The 23,164-nt window shown below is 57.8% G+C and carries 21 protein-coding genes; 13 read left to right on the forward strand and 8 right to left on the reverse strand.

What is annotated here, in order from left to right:
• Positions 1 to 20: 20 nt before the first annotated feature.
• From hcaC to CPY64_RS12685, 12 genes are all read left to right on the forward strand, one after another.
• The gene (gene hcaC, locus CPY64_RS12630) at positions 21 to 341 is read left to right on the forward strand and encodes a 3-phenylpropionate/cinnamic acid dioxygenase ferredoxin subunit (protein ID WP_026484793.1); all 321 of its coding nucleotides are present in this window, start codon (positions 21 to 23) and stop codon (positions 339 to 341) included.
• The gene (gene hcaB / locus CPY64_RS12635; protein ID WP_042487233.1) at positions 338 to 1,153 is read left to right on the forward strand and encodes a 3-phenylpropionate-dihydrodiol/cinnamic acid-dihydrodiol dehydrogenase; all 816 of its coding nucleotides are present in this window, start codon (positions 338 to 340) and stop codon (positions 1,151 to 1,153) included. The genes hcaC and hcaB overlap by 4 nt, the downstream gene beginning before the upstream one ends.
• Complete coding sequence (gene hcaD, locus CPY64_RS12640; protein WP_042487231.1) at positions 1,153 to 2,442, forward strand: 3-phenylpropionate/cinnamic acid dioxygenase ferredoxin--NAD(+) reductase subunit; 1,290 nt, start codon at positions 1,153 to 1,155, stop codon at positions 2,440 to 2,442. The genes hcaB and hcaD overlap by 1 nt, the downstream gene beginning before the upstream one ends.
• 19 nt (positions 2,443 to 2,461) lie before the next feature.
• Positions 2,462 to 3,409: a 3-carboxyethylcatechol 2,3-dioxygenase gene (locus tag CPY64_RS12645; protein ID WP_042487230.1), complete on the forward strand. Its 948-nt coding sequence runs from the start codon at positions 2,462 to 2,464 to the stop codon at positions 3,407 to 3,409.
• Positions 3,410 to 3,441: 32 nt separating this feature from the next.
• Positions 3,442 to 4,296: an alpha/beta fold hydrolase gene (locus tag CPY64_RS12650; protein WP_042487227.1), complete on the forward strand. Its 855-nt coding sequence runs from the start codon at positions 3,442 to 3,444 to the stop codon at positions 4,294 to 4,296.
• Between the two features lies 1 nt (position 4,297).
• On the forward strand, positions 4,298 to 5,095 hold the full coding sequence (mhpD, locus tag CPY64_RS12655; RefSeq protein WP_042487224.1) for a 2-keto-4-pentenoate hydratase: 798 nt from the start codon (positions 4,298 to 4,300) through the stop codon (positions 5,093 to 5,095).
• 25 nt (positions 5,096 to 5,120) lie between these two features.
• Positions 5,121 to 6,068 carry an acetaldehyde dehydrogenase (acetylating) gene (locus CPY64_RS12660; RefSeq protein WP_042487221.1) on the forward strand — a complete coding sequence of 316 codons (948 nt, stop codon included), beginning with the start codon at positions 5,121 to 5,123 and terminating at the stop codon, positions 6,066 to 6,068.
• 17 nt (positions 6,069 to 6,085) lie between these two features.
• Positions 6,086 to 7,120: a 4-hydroxy-2-oxovalerate aldolase gene (dmpG, locus tag CPY64_RS12665; RefSeq protein ID WP_042487218.1), complete on the forward strand. Its 1,035-nt coding sequence runs from the start codon at positions 6,086 to 6,088 to the stop codon at positions 7,118 to 7,120.
• 139 nt (positions 7,121 to 7,259) lie between these two features.
• Positions 7,260 to 8,504, forward strand: coding sequence for a 3-(3-hydroxy-phenyl)propionate transporter MhpT (mhpT, locus tag CPY64_RS12670; RefSeq protein ID WP_042487215.1), 1,245 nt, complete (start codon positions 7,260 to 7,262; stop codon positions 8,502 to 8,504).
• A gap of 331 nt (positions 8,505 to 8,835) precedes the next feature.
• A complete protein-coding gene (locus tag CPY64_RS12675; RefSeq protein WP_042487212.1) occupies positions 8,836 to 9,453 on the forward strand; it encodes a hypothetical protein in 618 nt (205 codons plus the stop codon).
• Positions 9,454 to 9,958: 505 nt separating this feature from the next.
• Positions 9,959 to 10,141 carry a hypothetical protein gene (locus CPY64_RS12680; protein WP_042487209.1) on the forward strand — a complete coding sequence of 61 codons (183 nt, stop codon included), beginning with the start codon at positions 9,959 to 9,961 and terminating at the stop codon, positions 10,139 to 10,141.
• Positions 10,134 to 11,546 carry an amidase gene (locus CPY64_RS12685; protein ID WP_042487207.1) on the forward strand — a complete coding sequence of 471 codons (1,413 nt, stop codon included), beginning with the start codon at positions 10,134 to 10,136 and terminating at the stop codon, positions 11,544 to 11,546. Before CPY64_RS12680 ends, CPY64_RS12685 begins: the two co-directional genes overlap by 8 nt.
• A 719-nt stretch (positions 11,547 to 12,265) precedes the next feature.
• Here CPY64_RS12685 and CPY64_RS12690 read toward each other — a convergent pair.
• On the reverse strand, positions 12,266 to 13,603 hold the full coding sequence (locus tag CPY64_RS12690; protein WP_042487204.1) for an aminotransferase-like domain-containing protein: 1,338 nt from the start codon (positions 13,601 to 13,603) through the stop codon (positions 12,266 to 12,268).
• A 202-nt stretch (positions 13,604 to 13,805) separates the two neighbouring features.
• On the opposite strand from CPY64_RS12690, the gene CPY64_RS12695 reads away from it, so the two are divergent.
• Positions 13,806 to 15,002 (forward strand): MFS transporter, encoded by a 1,197-nt coding sequence (locus CPY64_RS12695; protein WP_042487201.1) that lies wholly within the window; start codon positions 13,806 to 13,808, stop codon positions 15,000 to 15,002.
• A gap of 151 nt (positions 15,003 to 15,153) precedes the next feature.
• Here CPY64_RS12695 and CPY64_RS12700 read toward each other — a convergent pair whose 3' ends face one another.
• The 7 genes from CPY64_RS12700 to CPY64_RS12730 form a co-directional block, all read right to left on the reverse strand.
• Positions 15,154 to 15,906, reverse strand: coding sequence for an SDR family NAD(P)-dependent oxidoreductase (locus CPY64_RS12700; protein WP_042487199.1), 753 nt, complete (start codon positions 15,904 to 15,906; stop codon positions 15,154 to 15,156).
• Between the two features lie 112 nt (positions 15,907 to 16,018).
• Entirely contained in the window at positions 16,019 to 16,771 is a 753-nt protein-coding gene (locus CPY64_RS12705) for an SDR family NAD(P)-dependent oxidoreductase (protein ID WP_042487196.1), read from the reverse strand.
• A gap of 37 nt (positions 16,772 to 16,808) precedes the next feature.
• The gene (locus CPY64_RS12710; RefSeq protein WP_410171130.1) at positions 16,809 to 19,508 is read right to left on the reverse strand and encodes a DUF3141 domain-containing protein; all 2,700 of its coding nucleotides are present in this window, start codon (positions 19,506 to 19,508) and stop codon (positions 16,809 to 16,811) included.
• Positions 19,509 to 19,536: 28 nt separating this feature from the next.
• Positions 19,537 to 20,721 (reverse strand): acetyl-CoA C-acetyltransferase, encoded by a 1,185-nt coding sequence (locus CPY64_RS12715; RefSeq protein WP_042487192.1) that lies wholly within the window; start codon positions 20,719 to 20,721, stop codon positions 19,537 to 19,539.
• Between the two features lie 70 nt (positions 20,722 to 20,791).
• Complete coding sequence (phbB, locus tag CPY64_RS12720) at positions 20,792 to 21,538, reverse strand: acetoacetyl-CoA reductase (RefSeq protein WP_042487188.1); 747 nt, start codon at positions 21,536 to 21,538, stop codon at positions 20,792 to 20,794.
• 5 nt (positions 21,539 to 21,543) lie between these two features.
• Positions 21,544 to 21,984: a phasin family protein gene (locus CPY64_RS12725; protein WP_373862643.1), complete on the reverse strand. Its 441-nt coding sequence runs from the start codon at positions 21,982 to 21,984 to the stop codon at positions 21,544 to 21,546.
• Positions 21,985 to 22,038: 54 nt separating this feature from the next.
• The gene (locus tag CPY64_RS12730) at positions 22,039 to 23,163 is read right to left on the reverse strand and encodes an ABC transporter permease (protein WP_042487182.1); all 1,125 of its coding nucleotides are present in this window, start codon (positions 23,161 to 23,163) and stop codon (positions 22,039 to 22,041) included.
• Between the last annotated feature and the right edge of the window lies 1 nt (position 23,164).

Raw genomic sequence — 23,164 nt, forward strand, 5'->3', positions numbered from 1 at the left:
ACTTTCCGATGTTGATTGATATGACACGCATTACCGCATGTGAAACCGGTGCCCTGGCCGATGGCGAGGCACTGAAGATAGACACTCCCGACCGCCAGATTGCCCTGTTCAATATTGATGGCACCTTCTATGCGACTGACGACCGTTGCACTCATGGCAACGCGTCCATGTCCGAAGGCTATATCGAGGACGACGGCACCGTGGAGTGCCCGCTGCACGCTGCCCGTTTCTGTCTGAAAACGGGCGCTGCCCTGTGCCAGCCCGCGACCGAGGCGCTACGCACCTATCCGGTGATCATCAGCGAAGGCATGGTCTATATCGATCTGGAGGCCCAGGCATGAATGGCTGGCTGCAAAACGAAGTCGCCTTGATCACTGGCGGCGGTTCAGGCCTGGGTCTGGCATTGGTAGAGCGCTTTTTAAAGGAAGGCGCATCCGTGGCCGTGCTGGAGCGCTCGGCAGAAAAATGTGCCGATCTGGAACAGAAGTTCGACGGCCAGGTGCTGGCCATCCAGGGTGATGTGTGCAGCGCAGCCGACAACCAGAACGCCGTGAAGGCCACGGTGGCCCGCTTTGGCAAGCTGGACTGCTTTATTGGCAATGCTGCGGTCTGGGACCATGGTGCAAGGCTGATCAATACCAGCATGGAACAGTTGGACAAAGGCTTTGACGAGCTGTTTGCCATCAACGTCAAAGGCTATCTGCTCGGTGCCAAGGCCGCCGCCGCCGAACTGGTCAAATCCTGCGGCAGCATGATTTTCACCTTGAGCAATTCGGCCTTTTACGCCGAAGGCGGTGGCCCGCTTTATACCGCCAGCAAACATGCCGCGGTCGGTCTGATTCGCGAACTGGCTTTTGAGCTGGCGCCTAAAGTCCGTGTCAACGGCGTGGGGCCTTGCGGCATGAAAACCGATTTGCGAGGCCCGCAAGCCTTGGGGCAGCAAGATACGCGCATCATGGATTCGCGTTCACCAGATGCCATCAAAGCGATCCTGCCCCTGCAATTCTTTCCCGAACCTGAAGAATTTACCGGCCCCTTTGTGCTGCTGGCCTCGCGCCAGAACAACCAGACTCTGACCGGCGTCATGATCAATGCCGACGCGGGGCTGGGAATACGCGGCATACGCAATGTGGCCGGTGGACTGGAGCTGTGATGCAGACACCTCATATTGTGATTATTGGTGGGGGACAGGCCGGTGCCACGGCTGCCGCTGAACTGCGCCGCCGTGACTTTGCCGGACAGATCACCCTGGTCGGTGAGGAACCCCACCTGCCTTACGAACGCCCGCCCCTGTCCAAAGACGCCTTGCTGGACCCGGACAATGTGCAGCTGACCCTGCATCCGGCCAGCTTTTACAGCGAGCAGAACATCAGCCTGAAATTGGGTATCCGTGCCGAAGCGATTGACGCTCAACAAGGCTGCGTCACGCTGTCCAACGGCGAAACCCTGCGCTACGACAGCCTCTTGCTGGCAACGGGCGCACAAGCGCGACGCTTGCCCGAACTGGACGCGCTGGGTGCGGTATCGCATGTTCTGCGTACTCTGGACGATGCCAACCGCATCCGTGCCCAGCTCAAGCCTGGCAGTCATGTGCTGGTGGTCGGTGCCGGTGTCATCGGCCTGGAACTAGCATCCAGCCTGGTCGCTTTGGGTGCCACGGTGGAACTGATCGATCCGGCCAGCCGCATCATGTCGCGCAACGCGCCGGAAGTCCTCAGCCAGTATCTGCAAACCGTGCATGAAGCTCGCGGCGTGTGCTTTCACCTGGGCACACAGGTCAGCAAGGCCCGCCTGGACGAAGAACAGAAAGTGGCGCTGACACTGAACAATGGCCAGCAACTGCAAGGTGATCTGCTGATTTACGGTGTCGGTGTGACCATTGATACCCGTTTGGCCGATAGCGCCGGACTGCACACCGAACAGGGTGCGATTGTGATTGATGAGCACGGCCGCAGTTCCCAGCCTGCCATTTATGCCGCCGGTGATACCACCGTGCAAATTGGTCTGGATGGCCGCTGGCAACGACAGGAGACCTGGGAGAACGCCAACCGTCAGGCCTGCATGGCTGTTTGCCGCATGCTGAATCAGGAACCTGTCCAAGCCTGCCCGGCCTGGTTCTGGACAGACCAATGCGATCTGAACATTCAATTCGCCGGAGACATGGCCGCTGCCCATTGGATCTTGCGCGGCAAGCTGGACACGCCTCCCTTTGTCCTGATTGGTCTGGACCCTGAAGGGGCCATTTGCGGTGCCATCACCGTCAATCAGGGCCGCGATATGCGCCCGCTTAAAGAGCTGATTGAACACCGGGCCGTCCTGCCGCTGGAAGTATGGAACGACACCGCCCAGAACCTGCGCAATCTGGCCAAACAAGTCGCGCAGACAACAAACAGCCAAACCGCTGCCTTGGCTGGCGAAGCAGCGGTACCCGCACACCCATAATCAGAATCAGGAGACTGACATGCTGGCACACCTGGAGTGTCTTTCACACACGCCTTTGCTGGGGCATCACGATCCGGCACAAAACGTACTGGACGAGGTCTTTGCAGTACAGAAAGCCGCCCGCGAACGCATTGCGGCATTCAAACCTGACCTGATCGTGCTGTTCACCCCCGATCACTTCAACGGTTTTTTCTACAACGTCATGCCCAGCTTTTGCATCGGCACGGGCGCACATGCCATTGGTGATTTTGACAGCCTGGCCGGACGCCTGGACGTGCCTTTCGAGCTGGCCACACAATGCGCCACCCATGTAATCAATAGCGGCGTGGACGTGGCCATTTCACACGATATGCAGCTGGATCATGGTGCCGCCTACCCGCTGGAGCACCTGGTGGGCAGTCTGGACCAGTATCCGGTCATTCCGGTTTTCATCAACTCGGTTGCCGCGCCCTTGCCAACCTTCAAGCGCGCCCGTTTGCTGGGCGAGGCCATCGGCCAATGGGCCCGCTCCACTGGCAAGCGCGTGCTGTGGATCGGTTCGGGCGGCTTGTCGCATCAACCTCCCGTCCCCGTCTACGCCGAAGCCCCCGATGCCGTACGACGCTCGCTGGACGGCGAAGGCTACACGCTGTCGCCCGAAGCCCGTGCCGCCCGCACACAACGCACGATCGATGCTGGCAGAGCCTTCACCCAGGACCCTTCTGTTCTGCATCCGCTCAACCCCGAATGGGACCAGAACTTTCTGGATCTGCTGCAAACGCAGGGCTATGCCCAGCTCGATGAGGTCGCCAACGACGACGTGTCCGCCCTGGCAGGCCGAAGCGCCCACGAAGTCAAAACCTGGGTAGCCGCCTTTGCCGGGCTGTCAGCCTATGGCCCGTACGAAGCAGGCCATCGCTACTACCGCGAAATTCCCGAGTGGATTGCCGGTTTTGGTGGCTTGTCTGCCCATCCCAGCAAGAACTGAAATCCACCACAACAAAACATCAGGAGATTGTCATGAGTCTGAATGAATCTGATTACAGCCGTTTCGCGACCGTGGTCGAGGAAGGCAAGGAACTGCGCATCCACTACAACGATCTGGGTCAGGGCGAACAGACGGTTGTCATGCTGCACGGCTCGGGCCCCGGTGCCACCGGCTGGGCCAACTTCAATCGCAATATTGAACCGCTGACCCAGGCCGGTTACCGCGTCCTGCTGATCGACTGTCCTGGCTGGGGCAAGAGCGATTCCATCGTCAACGGCGGTTCACGCTCCGACCTGAACGCCCGTGTGGTGAAAAGCATTATTGACCAACTGGGCATAGACAAAATCCACATGCTGGGCAATTCCATGGGCGGCCATAGCTCGGTTGCCTTTGCCCTGACCTGGCCCGAGCGCGTGGCCAAGCTGGTCCTGATGGGTGGCGGCACAGGTGGCATGAGCCTGTTTACCCCTATGCCCAGCGAAGGCATCAAGCTGCTGAACGGTCTGTACCGCGAACCCACGCTGGAAAACCTGAAGCGCTTTAACAATGTGTTCGTATTCGACGCCAGCGTGCTGACCGAAGAGCTGCTGCAAGCCCGTCTGAACAATATGCTCAGCCGCAAGGACCACCTGGAAAACTTCCTGAAGTCCCTGGAAGCCAATCCCCGCCAGTTCCCCGATTTCAGCCCACGTCTGCCCGGCATTACCGCCCCTACCCTGATCATCTGGGGCCGTCAGGACCGGGTTGTGCCTTTCGATACCGGCCTGCGTCTGCTGGCTGGCATTCCCAACTCCGAGCTGCATGTCTACAACCAGTGCGGTCACTGGGCGCAGTGGGAACATGCCGAGAAATTCAACCAGCTGGTTCTGGACTTCCTGGAGCGTTGAGATGAACAAGGCATCCAGCGATCTGCTCGATACCCTGGCCAGCCGTCTGCGCCAGGCCGAGAGCAGCAATCAGGCCATAGACCCGATTCGCAGCCTGATTGGTGAAGACAATGCCGAGGCGGCCTACACCATCCAGCGCATCAATATTGCCCGTGGGCTTGCCCAAGGCCGTCGCCTGACAGGCCGCAAGATTGGCCTGACCAACCCAAAGGTCCAGCAGCAACTGGGCGTGTCGCAACCCGACTTTGGCGCGCTGTTTGCCGACATGGCCTATGGCGATGGCGAAACCGTCCCTGTCGAGCGTGTCCTGCAACCCAAGATTGAAGCCGAAATTGCCCTGGTACTGGAGCGCGACCTGCCCCATGCCGACACCAGCTTTGGCGATGTCGCCGCAGCAGTGGGCTGGGTCATGCCCTCTTTGGAGATCGTGGGCAGCCGCATTGCCAACTGGGATATCCGCTTTGTGGATACCGTGGCCGACAACGCCTCCAGCGGCCTGTACGTGCTGGGCGGCCCTGCTCGTCGCCTGGACGGCCTGGACCTGCGCAATGCCCGCATGAGCCTGCATCGCAATGGGGAACTGGCCTCCAGTGGCAGCGGTGCCGAATGCCTGGGCCACCCCTTTAATGCCGCCGCCTGGCTGGCCCGCACCATGGCCAAACTGGGCGAACCGCTACGGGCCGGCGATCTGATTCTGACCGGTGCACTAGGCCCGATGGCACCCGTTGCTCCCGGTGATCACTGTGAAGCCGTGATCGAAGGCATAGGCTCGGTATCCGTCACCTTCAGCGCAGGCTAAGTCCTCTTTGTACGGAGTAACACACATGACAAACCCCAACGGCATTGCCGTCGCCATCATAGGCTCGGGCAATATCGGCACCGACCTGATGATCAAGGTGATGCGCCAAAGCAAACACCTGAAAATGGGCGCAATGGTCGGCATCGACCCGGCCTCTGATGGTCTGGCCCGTGCGGCCCGCCTGGGCGTGCCCACCACCCACGAAGGACTGGATGGGCTGTTGAAGCTGCCCAACTTCAAGGACATTCGCATTGTGTTTGATGCGACCAGCGCCGGTGCCCACGCCCGTCACAATGCCGTCCTGCAAGAGCATGGCATCCAGGTCATTGACCTGACTCCTGCGGCTATCGGCCCCTACACCATCCCGGTCGTGAACCTGGACGACAATCTGGACGCGCCCAACATCAATATGGTCACCTGCGGTGGGCAGGCCACCGTCCCTATCATTGCGGCGGTCTCGCAGGTCACTCCCGTGCACTATGCCGAGATCATTGCCTCGATCTCGTCCAAATCCGCCGGTCCGGGCACCCGCGCCAATATTGACGAGTTTACTGAGACCACCAGCAAAGCCATGCAGGTCGTAGGCGGTGCCACCGTGGGCAAGGCCATCATTGTGCTCAACCCGGCCGAGCCGCCTTTGCTGATGCGCGATACCGTCTACACCCTCAGCGATCCGGGCCAGGAAGCGGAAATCGAGCAGTCCATCCAGCGCATGGCCGACAAGGTTCAGGCCTACGTGCCCGGCTATCGCCTCAAGCAAAAAGTGCAGTTCGATGTGATCCCCAAGGACAAGCCCATCAATGTGCCCGGTCTGGGATGGCGCTCCGGCCTGAAAACTTCGGTGTTCATCGAGGTGGAAGGCGCCGCACACTATCTGCCTGCCTATGCTGGCAACCTGGACATCATGACCAGTGCCGCGCTGGCCTGCGCCGAGCGTCTGGCCCAAACCCGCCTGCTGACGCAAACCGCATGACACGCAAGGACATCACAATGGCACACGATCCCAACAAGAAGCTCTTTATTTCCGACGTGACCCTGCGCGACGGCAGCCACGCGGTACGTCATCAATACAGCCTGCAAAACGCCATGGATATTGCCCGTGCCCTGGATCAGGCCAAGGTCGATTCCATCGAGGTGGCCCACGGCGACGGGCTGTGTGGCTCCAGCTTCAACTACGGTTTTGGCGCACACACCGATCTTGAATGGATTGAGGCCGTGGCCTCGGTCATTACCCATGCCAGGATTGCCACCTTGCTGCTGCCAGGCATTGGCACCATCCACGATCTGAAAGCCGCTTATGACGCCGGTGCCCGCATTGTGCGGGTGGCCACGCACTGTACCGAGGCCGACGTCAGCAAGCAGTACATCGAATATGCCCGCAATCTGGGCATGGATACGGTGGGCTTTCTGATGATGAGCCACATGACCACGCCTCAACATTTGGCTGAACAAGCCAAGCTGATGGAAAGCTACGGGGCGACCTGCTGCTATGTGGTCGACTCGGGCGGGGCCTTGAACATGAATGATGTGCGCGACCGTTTCCGCGCCTTCAAGGATGTGCTCAAGCCCGAAACCGAAACCGGCATTCACGCCCACCACAACCTATCCCTGGGTGTAGCCAACAGCATTGTGGCCGTGGAAGAAGGCTGCGACCGCATCGATGCCAGCCTGTCGGGCATGGGTGCTGGAGCCGGCAATGCTCCGCTGGAAGTGTTTATTGCTGCCGCCGCACGCATGGGCTGGAACCATGGCACGGATCTGTACACCCTGATGGATGCAGCGGACGATATTGTGCGCCCCTTGCAGGATCGCCCGGTGCGCGTAGACCGCGAAACCCTGGCCCTGGGCTATGCAGGCGTCTACAGCAGCTTCTTGCGTCACAGCGAAGTGGCCGCCCAGAAATACGGTCTGAAAACCGTGGACATTCTGGTCGAACTGGGCAAACGCCGCATGGTGGGCGGCCAGGAAGACATGATCGTGGACGTGGCTCTGGACTTGCTGCAACGACAAGCCGCGACGGCCTGATTCCAAAAATTCAAAAAAAGCTCTACCCCGACTCACCGCCGCTTTAGCGCGCGGTGAGCGGATTTCTGCGCCCTGAATTCGGGGCGGGCAGGTCGCAGAAGCAATAAAAAACGTCCCGGTCAACCGAGGAGACATTGCAATGACACAAACCCACGGCCGCAGACACGCGGTCATTACCGTGGCGATCTGCTTTCTGATCGCTGTTATCGAAGGCATGGACATTCAGGCCGCCGGCATTGCCGTTAAAGGCGTGGCGGCGGAGTTTGGACTGGATAAAACCTATCAGGGCTATTTTCTAAGTGCAGGCATTCTGGGCCTGCTGCCCGGTTCACTGATGGGCGGGCGCTGGGCCGATAAATACGGTCGCAAGGCCGTACTGATTGCCTCGGTCGCCATCTTTGCCCTGTTTACCTTGTTCACCGCCTGGGTCAACAGCCTGGCCATTCTGTTGATGGTGCGCTTTCTGGCTGGTGCTGGGCTGGGCGCAGCCATGCCCAACCTGATCACTCTAGCCGCCGAGTCGGTCAAGCCAGAACATCGGGCACGCGCCGTTGGGATGATGTATGCGGGCATGCCTGTGGGTGCAGCCATCCTGTCACTGGTGGCCGCCTCCAACTTTGGCGAGAACTGGAAAAACATCTTCTACCTGGGCGGCTTGCTGCCCCTGCTCGTCATTCCTGTCATGGTGTGGTTCTTGCCCGAATCACGCGAGTTTCTGCAGGCACGCCAGAGCCGGACCATCGTCCAGGGACGCTTCCAGGATCTGTTCAGAAATGGTTTGGCCACCCGTACCCTGCTCTTGTGGGTCAGCTACTTCTTCACGCTGATGGTGGTGTATCTGATGCTGAGCTGGTTGCCGTCCCTGTTCCAGGAACTGGGCTTTAGCCGCAAGCAAGGCAGCACTGCGCAATTCTGGTTCATGGTCAGCGCAACCGTGGGCACCGTCTTGCTGGGCTATCTGACAGACCGCTGGAAGAAGGCCCTGGTCATTGCGCTGATGTACGGCGGTATTCTGGCTGGCTTGTTAAGCCTGAACGGCGCGGCGGGCCTGGAGCAGATGTATTGGGCCGCAGCCCTGACGGGTGCATTTGTGATCGGTTGCCAGGGTGTGTTGTATGCCTTTGGCGGTATTGTTTACCCCACGGCCGTACGCGCCACTGGCGTTGGCACAGCCGCAGCCGTTGGCCGCATTGGCGCGACTCTGGGCCCAACCATTGCAGGTATGTTGCTCAGCCAGGGATACGGGGCCGCGGGCGTCATCAGTTCGGCTATTCCCTGCATCGTTGTTTCGGCCTTGTGCATGCTGCTGGTGGTGCGTCAGATCCATCAAGGACAAATACAATCATCAGACCGCCCAGGCTTGCCAGTTGCGACGAAGGCCTGAACGCAAGCCATTGTGCGGATCGGCCTTCCAGTCCGCTCACACACGATGCCCCTTGCCCTGCTTGCTCACTAATACGCCAAGAGCAAGTGCATAAGCACAGACGCGCCTCTCGGCGCGTCTGTGCTTGTCTGTTGTCATCTGCTGTTTTCAGCAAGCCCAACCCTGCGTATCTCATCCATTACGCTAGAAATCCTCAATGAGAATGAAAACAAGAATAAAGAATGACGGGATACAATGGCCGGCTGCTATTTCGCAGCCGATTTTTTATGGTCAGGCATGACGCTGCAGCGGAAAACAATAAAATGCCTGGCCCTGTACGGAAACACGGACGATGGACACAGTACTACTTCTTCTGGCCGCCGCCATTGCCTTGCACTTTGTGCGAGCACGATATCAGCGCGGGCGCATTATCTTGCTGGGTCGCCACTTGAGCAGCTTCCAGCTGGAACGCCATATGGAAACGCTGACAGAAGGCTATACCCGCGCGATTGGCGAGCAGGACCCTTCACGCCAACTGCAGGTGCTGAAGATGTTTGCCCAGACCGAAAACGCAGTCGCCACGCAGATTCAATCCCTGGCCGATCTGCTGCAAAAGGAACCGGCTGAAAGCACCCGAGTGGGCATGCTGCCCTTCTGTGTGCCCTACGCAGAACGTATCATCCCGTCAATGACACGGGATTTCCGCCAGCTCTTGCAAATTCATGCCGGCGGGCTACGCCATATGGTGGACAACCCGCAGCAACTGGACCCCAAGAGCCGGGCCTTTCATCTGTCCGCAGAGCTGTACCTGTTTCAACACAGCTGCCATTGGTTCTGCAAGTCCCGCACGGTGGCGGATACTCGTTTACTGGCGCGCCATAAAGTGACACATCAAAAGGTACTGGAATCCGTTTCTGCCCAGACCCGCAATGCCTATTTGCGCTGGCAGGAAAGTCCAGCCAACCAGTAAAAAAGGGAGCCAGACTGGCTCCTTTTTTATTCCCTGGAATCAGGGGTACAGGATGACAAAAGTGGCAGCGGCCTCCAAAGTTCCTGGCCTGATGTCTGCCTCGATTTTATTAGGAAGACGTACGTACTGGGCGGTGAAGCCGGTAAACGATGTTTCAAATCGTAAGATTCCGGGCGCCGTGCAGGTCTAGGAATAATCCGAAAAACCTGCTGGCAAACCATCCATGCAGGGTAAACATGGAGGCTCGGTCCGCGGCCAAAGGCCCGCCAAGCCTGTGTGCACTGCCGTCATCCCAAGCGCTGGAAAACCCTAGTATTTTTCAGAAGGCATATTTTGTAGATTAATTAGGCAGACAACTTTGTCTGCCAAAACAGATGCATGCGCTGCCAAAGTTGCCAGCGACATGCAGGCAATAAAGCCTCACTCCCTGTCACCAGGGGTGGGGCTTTTTTTGTGCGCGCGATTTATGCATGCCTGTTTTATGACCACCACAAGGAGAAGACAAATGACGGTAAGTGTGAAAGACGCCTTGGCGGCGAAAGGGATACATCCCAGCCCCGAGCACCTGGAGAACCTGGAAGTCAAATGGCGCGAAATCCAGGCCATGAAAGGCAATCTGGAAGGCATCGCCATTGACGATGCCGACGTAGCAATCAAACACCTGGCCGGAGGCGACCACCATGAATAAAGACCTGCTTGAACTGAGCGTCATCGATCTGGCCGACAAGCTGCGCAGCAAAGCCGTCTCCCCCGTTGAAGTGACCGACAACCTGCTGAGCTACATCGAGCAATCCAACAAGCAAACCAACGCCTACATTTCTGTTACCGCTGAGCAGGCCCGCAAAAGCGCCAAACAAGCGGAACAGGACATCATGGCCGGAAAGTACAAAGGCGTTTTCCACGGTGTTCCGCTGGCCCTGAAAGACAATATTTACTTTGCGAACGAGGTCACCACCATGGCCTCCAAAATCCACAAGGACTTTGTCTCCAAAGATGACGCCACCGTGGCTACCAAGCTGCGCGATGCCGGGGTGATCTTCACCGGCAAGCTGAACATGCACGAATACGCCTGGGGTATCGACAACAACAACCCACACTTTGGCGCCGTCCATAATCCCTGGAATGCCGACCGCGTCCCCGGTGGCTCCAGCGGTGGATCGGGTGCAGCGGTGGCCTCCCACAGCTCCTACAACACCCTGGGCACCGACACGGCCGGTTCCATCCGTATCCCATCGGCCGCATGCGGCATCGTCGGCCTGAAACCCACCCATGGCCGCGTCAGCAAATTCGGCGTCTACCCCCTGGCCTGGACCCTGGACCACGTAGGCCCCATGTCCAAGACCGTCGCTGACGCCGCCGCCATGCTGGAAGTGATCGCCGGCTTTGATGGCCGCGACCCCACATGCGCCAACGTTCCCGTCGGTTCCTACCTGAGCGCACTGAATGACAACGTTAAAGGACTGCGCATCGGCATCATCGAAGACTACTTCTTCAAGAACGTGGACGCCGGAATCGAAAAAGTAATCCGCGACCGCCTGGCCGACCTGGAAAAACAGGGCGCCAAAATCATCCCGCTGAAAGTCCCCGCCCTGCGCTACTCCGAATGGGCCGAGCTGGCCGTCAGCTTGACCGAAGCTGCCACCATCCACCACCAGGACCTGATCAAACGCCCCGACGACTTCGGCGGCGACATCCGCTTCCTGTTTGAGCTGGGAGAACTGTTCAGCGGCATCGACTACCTGCAAGCCCAGCAAGTACGCCGTGCACTGAAACAGCAATTTACCGCCACCTTCAACGACGTAGACGTCATCATCGCCCCCACCCTGCCTTGCCAGGTACCCAATATCGGCACCGATACCGTCAACATCAACGGCAAAACCCTGGACTTCATCGACGAAGGCATCCGCTTTACCGGCCCCAGCAACCTGACCGGCCTGCCCGCCGTCACCGTGCCAGCCGGCATCTCCGAAGGCATGCCCGTAGGCCTGCAAATCATCGGCCCCGCATTTGAAGAAGCTCGCATTCTGAACGTAGCCTACGCCGTGGAAAACATGAAACCACTGGCAGGACACCACCCCGTCCTGAAACCGTAAGCTAAACCAAGCCCCACAGGAACAAGCCCCTGTCTGCTGTTAGCGGACAGGGGCTTTCTTTAGAAAAGCGGAGAAAAGAAGCAATCTCTACAGCTCGGACCCCGCTACCGAAAACAACAAAAATACAGCTCTGATCTATCGTCATCTTTCAGCATCCCACGCTGAACGCCAAACACGTCAGGCGACTCCTTGCCTGCTCAGTCACTTAAGTGGACTCAGACAGTTTGACCCCACACGAACTGGCCCGATACCCCACATCCGACCAAACCAAGCAAAGACAAAGACCAACACAAGCAATCCCCAACCAGGCCAAAGCCAAAGCCAAAGCCAAAGCCAAAGCCATCAAAATCGTAAACACAGAGGGACTCTATGTTCTTTCAATAAGCCATTCGGGTTCGCCCCAGGGCTGAGCGGCGAGTCAGAGTTCTTGCCGCGGGCGATTGCGGGATACGGGGTGCAAGCGCCCTTCTGTTCGCGCCCGACGCTTGTGATGTGTCCGGGGGACACATCACCGGGCAAGTGAAGGGCGCGCCCGTATCCTGCAATTGCCAAGGGGACCGACGCGCAGCGTCGGCAAGGACTCAGCCGCTCAGCCCTGGGGCGAACCTGAATGGCGTCTTTCAGAACGAGCCCCCTGCTACCCGCCCGAGGCGTATCAGACAAGAAAGCAATCTAAACCGAGCAAAGCAAAACGAAGCCAAGTCAATCAGCGCAACCTTTTACACCCACCCCAAACAAGGCATCACCTCCTGAGTCAAATGCGCCACATTCAAGCGCATCCTGTCCTTGAAATCCTTGTCTACCGCAAACGACGATCCCGGCATCAGCAAGATCCCCTGCTGCTCCAGCCTCTCTATATAAGCCGTCAAATCCGGCATATCCGGATGCCCGACCCACAAGAACATCCCGCCCTGCGCCGGCACATCAAATACCCAACCGTATTCCATCAGCGCTTTCTGCGCAATTTGCTGATGCGTCATCAATTGCCGCTGAATCGCCTGCGTATGTTTCGCATACGTGCCATCCGCCAGAATCGTATTGACGAAACGCTCGCAAAATCCCGGCACAGCCACACTGGTCAAGAGCTTTAGCCGAATCAAGGGCTCCAGCAACTGCAACCCGCAGGCGATATAGCCAATCCGCAAGGAGGCCGACAAGGACTTGGAAAAACTGCCTATATAAACCACATGCTCCAAATCCCCCAGCCCCGCAAACGTCTGCCGCACGCCAGGGAAAAAGTCCCCGTACACATCATCCTCAACAATCAGGAAATCGTGCTCCACCGCCAGCTTGACCACGGCAAAGGCCACCTTGGGACTCAAACCCGCCCCGGTCGGATTATGAAAGGTGCTATTGCAGAAAAAAGCCCGCACCTTGTGCCTGCCCAAGATCTGCGCCAAAGCCCCTACATCCGGCCCATCCGCCAGACGCGGCACCCCGATCGGCACGCCACCACACAAGCGAATCAACTTGATCAAATTGCCATTACAGGGTTCATCCACCAAAACATGGTCGCCCGGAACAATCACAGTCCGCGCAATCAGATCCAGCGCTTGAGTCGCCCCCAGAGTCGTCACAATCTGCTGAGGAGAGACCTCGATCAAGGTCGATTGCCGCAGCAACATGGACAGTTGCTTGCGCAAAGGCAGATAGCCCTGAATATCGCCATACTCCACCAGACCACTGCGCCCCGAACGCGCCGTCTTGCGTATGGCCTTGGCCAAGGCATCCGTGTCCCGCCAAGGAACAGGCAACCAACCGCAGCCCAACTTGCACTGCTCGGGCTTGGCCTGCAAGATTTTGAGCAAGGGGTCCGTCGTCACCTCGGACGGGGACAAGGGCAAATGCTCCCCCAAACCCGACCAGCGCGCCACAAAATAACCGCGACCTTGCAAAGCCTCCAGCATCCCCTCGCCAACCAGACGGGTGTAAGCACTAACCACGGTGTGATGGCTCAAGTTCTCTGTCGCCATCATCTTGCGAATGGAAGGCAGTTGCTGCCCCACCGCCCATTCAGCCTGAAGAATGGCTTTCTTCAGACGTTCGTAAAAATCCATGCTGCCCGCCTCCAGTCACTGTTAGAAAAAATTAACTAACAGTTTTCAGGATAGTACACCGACTGTTCGAGACAAGGGCGTCGTGACACTCCAAAATCGTCCCGACTGCTTTTCATTTGCTGTGTTTGCATTGCCCTGCTCTCAACAACAAGGCTTGTATTCGCGCAACCTTCCACCCCAAGCTTCATCACCGTGTAGCACCATGACAGCCACCCGCCTGCCGTTTCGAACCTACCTTTATTTCCTGGCCCAATCCATCAACCTGACCACCGCCGTCATGTCCGTCACCATGGCGGCCCTGGTCGGTGGCAGTCTGGCTCCCGAACCGTGGCTATCCACCGTGCCCTACGGTTTTCAGTTCCTGTTTGTGATGCTGTTCACACTGCCGGCCTCCAGGCTGATGGCCGCCATAGGCCGGAAAAAATCCTTTTTGCTGGCCAGCCTGCCCTTGGCCGCCTCGGGTGTGGTCGGTTACTGGGCAATCGAACTGAAACAGTTTTCCTGGCTGGTGGCATCGCATGCCTTGCTGGGCATTTACATTGCCTTTGCCAACTTCAACCGCTTTGCCGCTACCGACGGACTTGGCAGCACGCTCAAACCGCGTGCTATCTCCCTGGTGGTAGCCGGAGGGGTAATTGCCGCCGTAACAGGCCCCTTGCTGATACGGAGTTTGAAAACCAGCAGTTTCGGGCCCGAGTTCGCCGCCTGCTACGCCGCCTTCGCTTTGCTGGCTGTGATCTCCTTCATCCTGAATCTGTGCATCAAGGAAGTGCGGCCAGCTCGGCCTGCGGCGCGCCAGAAAACCAATCGTGGCCAGACCTTGGGCCTGGTGCTGCATAACAAGACGCTGGCTATTGCCATCTGCATCGCCGCGATTGGCTACGGCATCATGAACTTGCTGATGATTCAGGCGTCCATGCACATGTCCCATCTTCATGTGCATTTTTCAGACATCAGCACCGCGATTCAATGGCATGTGCTGGCCATGTTCGCCCCTTCTTTCTTTACCGGCATTCTGATCCAGAAATTTGGCCTGAAAACCATTGCCATCACCGGCATCCTGCTTTTGCTCGTGAGCAGCCTGGTCAATATTGTTGGTCACAGCTACACGATGCTCACCCTTTCGCTATTGATTCTGGGCTTAGGCTGGAACTTCACTTATGTGGGTGGCAGCGCCTTGCTGACGGAATCCCTCGAAGGCAAACCGCAATTTTTGGAGGTACAGGGCTTGAATGATCTGGGTGTATCCATCTGCGCCACACTGGGGGCGTTCGCACCGGCCTTTCTGTTCAGCTTTGCAGGCTGGAGTGGTACCAATATTCTGTCCGCTATTATCTGCCTGGCACTGTTGATCATGGCCGTGCTGTATATCCAGCCCCAGAAAGTTAATGAAGCCTAGAGCTGGACTCGTACGATCAAAACCATTGGCGTGAAATAAGAAGATGCCGGTATTCGCATAAAAATCGAGCACAGGCATCAGAACTTCTTTAAGCACAAACCTGCGGGGGTGGCTTCAACCATCAAATCAACAAAGCCACCTCCACGATCGCTTACCTGGCGGTATAGCCCCCATCGGCTACCAGGCACGCACCTGTCATGAAGCTGGCCCCTTCCGAGAGCAGAAAGGCGATGGTATGAGCAATCTCGTCAGAATGCCCCAGGCGACCAATTGGATGCTGAGTCACCAGATCGGCACGTGCTGCCTCGTCATAATCAGACAGGATGGGCGTATCCACATAGCCGGGGTGAATCGTATTGATGCGTAGGCCCTTGGAGGAATACTCCAGCGCCGCCGCACGACTCAATCCCACCACCCCATGTTTGGCCGCGTTGTAACCGGGCAAGCGCGCATTGGAGACCAGCCCCATGATGGACGACATATTCACAACCGCCCCACCACCGGCCGCCAAAATTGCCGGAATCTGATAGCGCAAACCGTAAGCCACACCATTCAGATTGGTATCGATCAGACTGTGCCAATCGTCCAGATCCAGCTCGCCAACGGGCTTGGAACCACCCAGAATGCCTGCATTATTCACCGCAAAATGCAGGGCACCGAAGTTCTCGATGGCGCAATCAACCAGTTCCTTCACCTGATCTGGCTTAGTCACGTCCGTTACTTTCGCAACGGCCTTGCCACCGGCTTTTTCAATATCCTTGACCACCTCGTCCAGCGCACTTCGATTTCGACCCGATACCACCACAGACAAGCCATTCGCAGCCAGCAAGCGGGCTGTTGCAGCACCAATACCCGAGGTAGCGCCGGTAACCAGCGCAGAGTGACCAGAGAATGAATACTTCATCGTGGAACCCCTTAAAAAAATAGGCCCCGCTCAAAGTGGGGGCCCGGATTTTCGCTGGCTAGTCTTGAATGAAAATACTGATTTTGTTCTTGCAGCGATGTAATCCCCCAACTTAACGAGAGGTGTAACCCCCATCGGCCACCATGCAGGCGCCCGTCATGAAGCTGGCGCCCTCCGAGAGCAGGAAGGCAATAGCGTGGGCAATTTCATCGGCATGGCCCAAACGCCCAATCGGGTGTTGGGCTACCAACGCTGCACGGGCAGCATCATCAAAGCCCGACAGAATCGGGGTATCCACATAACCGGGATGGATGGTGTTGATGCGTATGCCTTTAGCGGAATATTCCAGCGCAGCAGAACGGCTCAGGCCAATCACCCCGTGTTTGGCGGCGTTGTAGCCAGGCAAAGTGGGGTTGGCCACCAGGCCCATGATGGACGACATATTGACGATAGCGCCCCCGCCTGCGGCCAGAATGGCGGGAATCTGATAACGAAGGCCATAAGCCACACCGTTCAGGTTGATGTCGATCAGACGACGCCAGCCGTCCAGATCCATCTCGCCTGCCGGGCCGGAATCCCCGCCCACACCCGCGTTATTGACGGCAAAGTGCAAGGCACCGAAATGCTCGATGGCGCAATCGACAGCGGCTTTCAACTGATCGGGCTGAGTAACATCAGCCACGTTCGCCACGGCCTTGCCACCGGCCTGCTCAATTTCCTTGACCACGGCTTGAACTGCGTCGGCCTGTACGTCCGACACAACAACCGACAGGCCATTGGCCGCCAGCAGGCGAGCCGTTGCGGCACCGATACCCGAGGCAGCGCCCGTTACCAAAACAGAGTGGCCGGAAAATGAATACTTCATGCTGAAAACTCCTTCAAAAATTCACTGAAGCCAAGTCTCAAGACTTGCGCTGACGAGTCCTGGAAGCGGCGCCTGTGCTGGCAGGCTTGGTGGGAGCCTTGCCCTGCCCGGATGCTGGTGACGAACTCATTGCAGACTTGGCCTGGGGTTTGGCCGCCTCTACTTTTGCAGCGGCACCGACCTTGGTATCACCCACGGAACGAGCAGCAGGCTTGTCAGTTACAGGCTTTTCAGCTGTGGGCTTGGCTGCCGCTTGAGCTGCAATACCTGCCGTGGTTTGGGCAAGCGGTTTAGTCGCTGGCTTGGCGGCTGGTTTCACTGGCGCTGTTGCAGCTGTTTTAGCGCTCGTGCCTGTTGACGATGTACCCGTCGATTTCGCAGCCGTTTTCTTTACCGGCTGGGCCGTCGTTGGCTTTACTGAAGCAGGAGCGGTCGACTTACTAGCCACTGCTGGCGTCGTTTTAACAGCGGCTTTCGTTGCAACCTTGCTTGCTGTTTTAGCAACGGGCTGGGTGTCTGCACTGCTCGACTTCCCGCCCTGCTCCTGCTGTTTGGCGGCCGCCTCGAACAAGCCCAACACTTCTTCCGACGCCTTGACCACGGCCTCGGGAGCCGCATCCTGCTCATCAATGGCGCTGATCAGTTTCTTGATCAGGGACGCCACCAGACGGATTTCCTCTGGCGTATGTTTGCTCAACAAGTGCGGAATCGCTTCCACAGCTTTATGACCATGATGCGCCAGCACCAAGGCCTGCTCGCGAATCGCAGCGCGCATTTTTTCAATATCAAACTTGCCAGCATCGTACTGCTCGCGCAAGCGCATGGCGGCATGGTGATAACGCTCGTCCACGCTGTTGCGCTGCTTGGCAATATGGAACAAACCGCGCAGTGCTGCCTCCAGCAAACCGCCTTCGTTCAACAAACCGTCCAGTCTGTGCATTTGCTGACGCACAAAAGCCAGATGCTCGGGGGAGCTGCCAGGATGCGGGCGTGCCGGCGCAGAATCCCCCGGAGCGTGGCCCGCCAGCGCCATCAGCAAGGGCGAGCCGTATACCGTGTCGAACCAGATCTGGTAGATGCTGTCGCGACGGTCACGGTAATTATTCAAGGCCCGTTCCATGGCCTGGGAGAAATTCTCCTGCGCTTCCAGGAACAGATTATCTTCGTCCACAGTCTGGCGCTGCTGCGCGATATTCTCGGCCCATTGGTGAATCGTGGCGGCCCAGGGGTGGGCGCTGGTCCAGGACTCGTAAGACAAGCGCATGGGATGCAATGCTTCCAGCAGCGCGGCGGTATAAGGCGTAGACAAAGCTTTTACCCAAGGCTGCAAGGTGCTCTTGTAAAAAGCCAGATTGATCTCCGACAGACGAGCAGCGGCAGCAAAGCGGCGATCAGACTCGGGATCAGGCTGCACAATCTCCGTAATTTCAGCCAGGCTGCTTTGACGCACCGACATCAAATACGGGTCATTCAGCAAGGTGTCGTCATCAGGTGTTTCTTCAACCGTGGCCCGATAAATGCCAGCAGGCAGCAGATCAATTTGATCAATGGTGCTGGCAAACTTACGGTGCTCTTTGCTGCCCACACTGCCGGACACAAAAATACCCAAGTGCCCGATACGATCATGGGTTGTGAACACAATGGTCTGGTCGTGACTGCGTACATCATCGTCGTCCAGATACAGATCGGTGATCCAGCCCAAAGCCTGTGCAGGCGGCGTGATGTTGTCGCCAAAGGAGCTGAACACCACAATAGGCGAGCGGATATTGCGCAGGTCGATGCGGATACCGTCCGAGGTCATCAACTGAGCCGTAGACAACTTGTTGCCGATAAACAGATTGTCCACGATGTACTGCATTTCTACATCGTTCAGGAATACATAACCACCCCAGTACTTCTCGAAGCCGATATAGCGTTCGGCCTCGGTGTCCGCCTTGGCATACACGTTGTACTGCTTGGTCCACAAGGTATTGGCCGGGTCCAGATTCTCGAAATTCTTGACCAGCCACGCGCCGTCAAAACGGCCATTGCCCAGGTCGCTGGTCATGGCAGTCAACCAGCTGCCGCCCAGCAAACCACCGGCATAACGCATGGGGTTGCGACCAGCCCAGTAAGACACAGGTGCACCAGCCAGAATCAGCGGGCCAAACAGCTCCGGCCAGACGGCGGCGGCCATCATGACCTGCCAGCCCGCCTGACAATTGCCAATCACCACCGGCTTGCCCTGACTTTCCGGATGCAGCTCTGCCGCTTTGCTGACAAAGGCAGCATGGGCACGCATCACATCCTCGACGGTCTGGCCGGGGACGGGGTCCGGTAGAAAGCCAACAAAGTAACAAGGGTGCCCGGCTTGCAGCGCAGCACCGATTTCACTGTCGGACTTGAAGCCACCGATCCCCGGTCCGTGCCCTGCCCTGGGGTCTACCACCAGGAAAGGACGTTTGCCGGGATCGGTAGGCTGATCTTCCGGTGCCAGAATGCGCACCATCAGATAGTTAACGGGTCGGGGAAGACTCAGACCCGACATGACCAGTTCAGCCGGAAAGTTCAGCACATTCGGCACCTCAACTTTGCGTTGGGCCTGGTACTGATCCCCGACCTGACGCTCGATATCGGCATACAGAATGGCGCGCTGCCAGGCGTCCACCAGGTACGAGGAGACGGTCTGACCCAGGTTCCAGGGATTCATCATCCAAGGGGACCAAGCCGTGCTGTCGTCACGAGACTTATCTGTCATCATCTTCTCCCTTCAATCAGCTATCTGTTCAAGCGGCCTCAATAGCAATCGCTACGCCTTGACCACCGCCAATGCACAAAGTGGCCAGACCTTTCTGGGTTCCACGGCGACGCATTTCATGAACCAGCGTCACCAGCACGCGCGCCCCGGAAGCACCAATAGGATGACCCAAAGCAATGGCACCGCCATTGACGTTGACCTTGTTCATATCCCACTGCAAGTCTTTGGCTACCGCCAGAGACTGGGCGGCAAAGGCTTCATTGGCTTCGATCAGGTCCAGTTGATCCAGTTCCCAACCTACCTTCTTCAAGACCTTGCGGCTGGCCGAGACAGGACCAATACCCATGATGGCCGGGTCTACGCCCGTGCTCGCCCAGCCACGAATCCAGGCCAGAACGGGCAGGCCCAGTTCCTTGGCTTTTTCTGCACTGGCCAGCAATAGCACGGCAGCGCCATCGTTAATGGTAGATGCATTGCCCGCTGTAACCGTGCCCTCTTTCTTGAAGGCAGGACGCAGCTTGGCCAAGGATTCCAGGGTGGTTTGTGCACGTGGCTGCTCGTCGGCCTCGACACGGACTGGGTCGCCCTTGCGCTGGGGCACGTCGATCGGGGTGATCTCGTCCTTGAAGCGCCCTGCTTCCATGGCCGCGACCGCTTTACGCTGGGACTCCACCGCAAACGCATCCTGCTGTTCACGGGTGATGCCGTAACGCTCGGCCAGGTTTTCTGCCGTGATACCCATGTGGTAGTTATGGAAAGCGTCGGTCAGGCCGTCACGCAGCAAGGTGTCGTCCATCATGGCGTGGCCCAGACCCAGGCCGGTACGTGCCTTGTGCACGACAAAGGGAGCCAGACTCATGCTTTCCTGACCACCGGCCAGCACCAGATCGGCATCGCCCAATGCGATAGCCTGCGCCGCCAGATGCACGGCTTTCAAACCCGAGCCGCACAGCTTGTTCAGGGACATGGAGGGAACTTCATAAGGCAGGCCGGCGTTCACGGCGGCCTGACGGGCCGGGTTCTGACCAGCGCCGGCGGTCAGAATCTGGCCCAAAATAACTTCATCAATCTGTTCGGCTGCAACGCCCGTACTCTGGAGCACGGCACGAATCAGTTGTGCGCTCAAATCGTGGGCGGGCACCGTAGACAGCCCTCCTTGAAAACGGCCGATGGGACTACGAGTCGCAGCAACAATGGCGATATCTTTGTGCATATCCATTCCTTTCATAAGTCGCAGGCCCGACAAGCGGGCCCATACAGGCAGCAGCCGAACCGGGTCGGGCTTAATACATATGCTGGCCGCCATTCATGGCGACATTACTACCTGTCATAAATCCAGCTGCTTCGCTGGCGATAAAAGTCACCAGAGCGGCAATTTCCTCGGGCTTGCCCAAACGGCCAACAGGAATGCCCGCGATAATGCTGTTACGCACATCTTCAGGCACGGCCATGACCATTTTCGTGGCCAGATAACCGGGGGAAATCGTGTTTACCGTCACGCCCTTGCGCGCCACTTCCTGAGCCAGCGCCTTGGTAAAGCCGTGCATCCCTGCCTTGGCGGCCGAGTAATTGGTTTGGCCGAACTGGCCCTTGCTGCCATTGATGGACGAGATGTTGATGATCCGGCCCCAGGTACGCTCCAGCATGCCGTCGATAAAGGGCTTGGTCACGTTGAACACCGAGTCCAGATTGACGCGCAGCACATCGTCCCACTTGTCTTTGCTGAGCTTGCGGAACGTACCGTCGCGCGTGATACCGGCGTTATTGATCAGGATGTCGACCTGCAGGCCATCCTTCTCGATGGCTTGCGCCATTTGCTGGCACGACTCGAAATCGGCCACGTCAACGTGATAGCCCTGGAACACGTAACCTGCATCGGCCTGCTCTTTTAGCCAGACCTGGGCATCGGCCTCACTGCGCGAGTGAGTCACCAGGACTTCGTGGCCCGCATCATGCAGGGCACGGGCAATCTCTTGACCCAGACCGCCCATCCCACCTGTCACCAACGCCGTGCGTTTAACCGTAGACATACTGCTCATGCTCCCTTTTTAGTGTCAGAGGCGCTGGCAGCATTTGCCCAAGGTGCGCCCCACTGCTTGAAAATATCCATCATAGGCACGGCTGCACTGGTGTCACTGACGACCGCCATCACCGACTTTTGCCAGGCTTCCAGCGCTTGCTGCAAACCGGAGGTGAACTCGGTCTGGTTCTGAATCGCCAATTGATTGATGGTCTGGCTGTCGTTGACCCCATACTGGAACAAGCGCCAGAACGTGTCGGCGGGCAAGGTGGCCAAGGATTGCCAGTTGCCGGTTTGCAGCAAGCCCTCGATTTCAGCCGTGGTCTGCTCCATGCTGCGCAAATTGCTTTTCTGTACGGATTCCAGCCAGCGATGACCACCTTCCTGCAGCAGGCGGGTGATACGCAATTGCAACTCGACATTGGCCTTGTACAGATCCAGGGGAAGTGTTTCCATGCTCATCGAAATCTCCTTAAAGGAAAAAAGTGCCCCCTGACGGGGCCCAGTCCATCAAGCCATCTGAGAGATGGTGTTACGAAAACGCCGCAGTGACAGAAGGAACAACGCTGTCCCGATCACCAGCAGGGCTAAAAAGGGTTGCCATACGGTTTCAATCCCTGCGCCACGGAACAAAATGGCCTGACCCAAGGACACAAAGTGCGTGGTGGGAGCCAGCTGCATCAGGTTCTGAACAATTTCAGGCATGCTTTCGCGGGGGGTGCGTCCACCCGAGAGCAAGTTCATGGGCAGCAAGGTCAGCATCAGAAGCAAACCGAATTGCGGCATGCTGCGCGACAAGGTGGCCAGATAAATCCCCATGGAAGTCATGGCAAACAAGCACAACACCGCGCCGCACAAGAACAGCAGGATGGAGCCTTCAATCGGTACGCCCAACAGGCCCCGCACCACAAAGTTCAGCGAAGCCGCCGTCGCCACCAGCACGACCAGCCCCATGGCCGTTACCTTGGACGCCATGATCTCGCCTGGCGTGACAGGCATCACCAGCAAGTGTTCGATCGTGCCATGCTCGCGCTCCCGAATCAGGGCGGCGCCGGTCAGGATGATGGACAGCATCGCCACCGAGTTGATGACCTCGGCAATACTGCCAAACCAGGCTTTTTCCAGCGTGGGGTTAAAGCGCACGCGCAAGGCCAGATCCACCGGCAAGGTGTCCACACTGCGGTAACGCCGCACGAACTCGTTGACCTCGCCCATGACCACCTGCTGGATGTAGTTATTGCCGGTAAAGGCCTGACTCATGCGGGTGGCATCAATGTTCAACTGCACTTCGGGACTACGTCCAGCCAGCACATCACGCTGGAAACCAGGCGGAATGTTCAGCACAAACGTAAACTCTCCGGTATCCATGCCCGAGTCCATTTCTCCGTACTCGATCATGCGCGGATGAATGAATTCCGGCGGATAAAAGGCCGAGCTGATCCGGGCCGACAAGGGGCTTTGGTCCTGATCCACAATCGCAATGGGCGCATTGTTCAGGGTTTCGGGCTGAGCCGTTGCCGAGGTGTAGATCGAGACCGAAAACACATACACGATGAGCAGCAGCATCATGGGGTCGCGGGCCAGACTCCATAGTTCCTTGCGCCCCAACAACAGTACATTCTTGAGTTTTCTCATC

The organism is Alcaligenes faecalis (genome assembly GCF_002443155.1).
Taxonomy (GTDB): Bacteria; Pseudomonadota; Gammaproteobacteria; order Burkholderiales; family Burkholderiaceae_B; genus Alcaligenes; species Alcaligenes faecalis.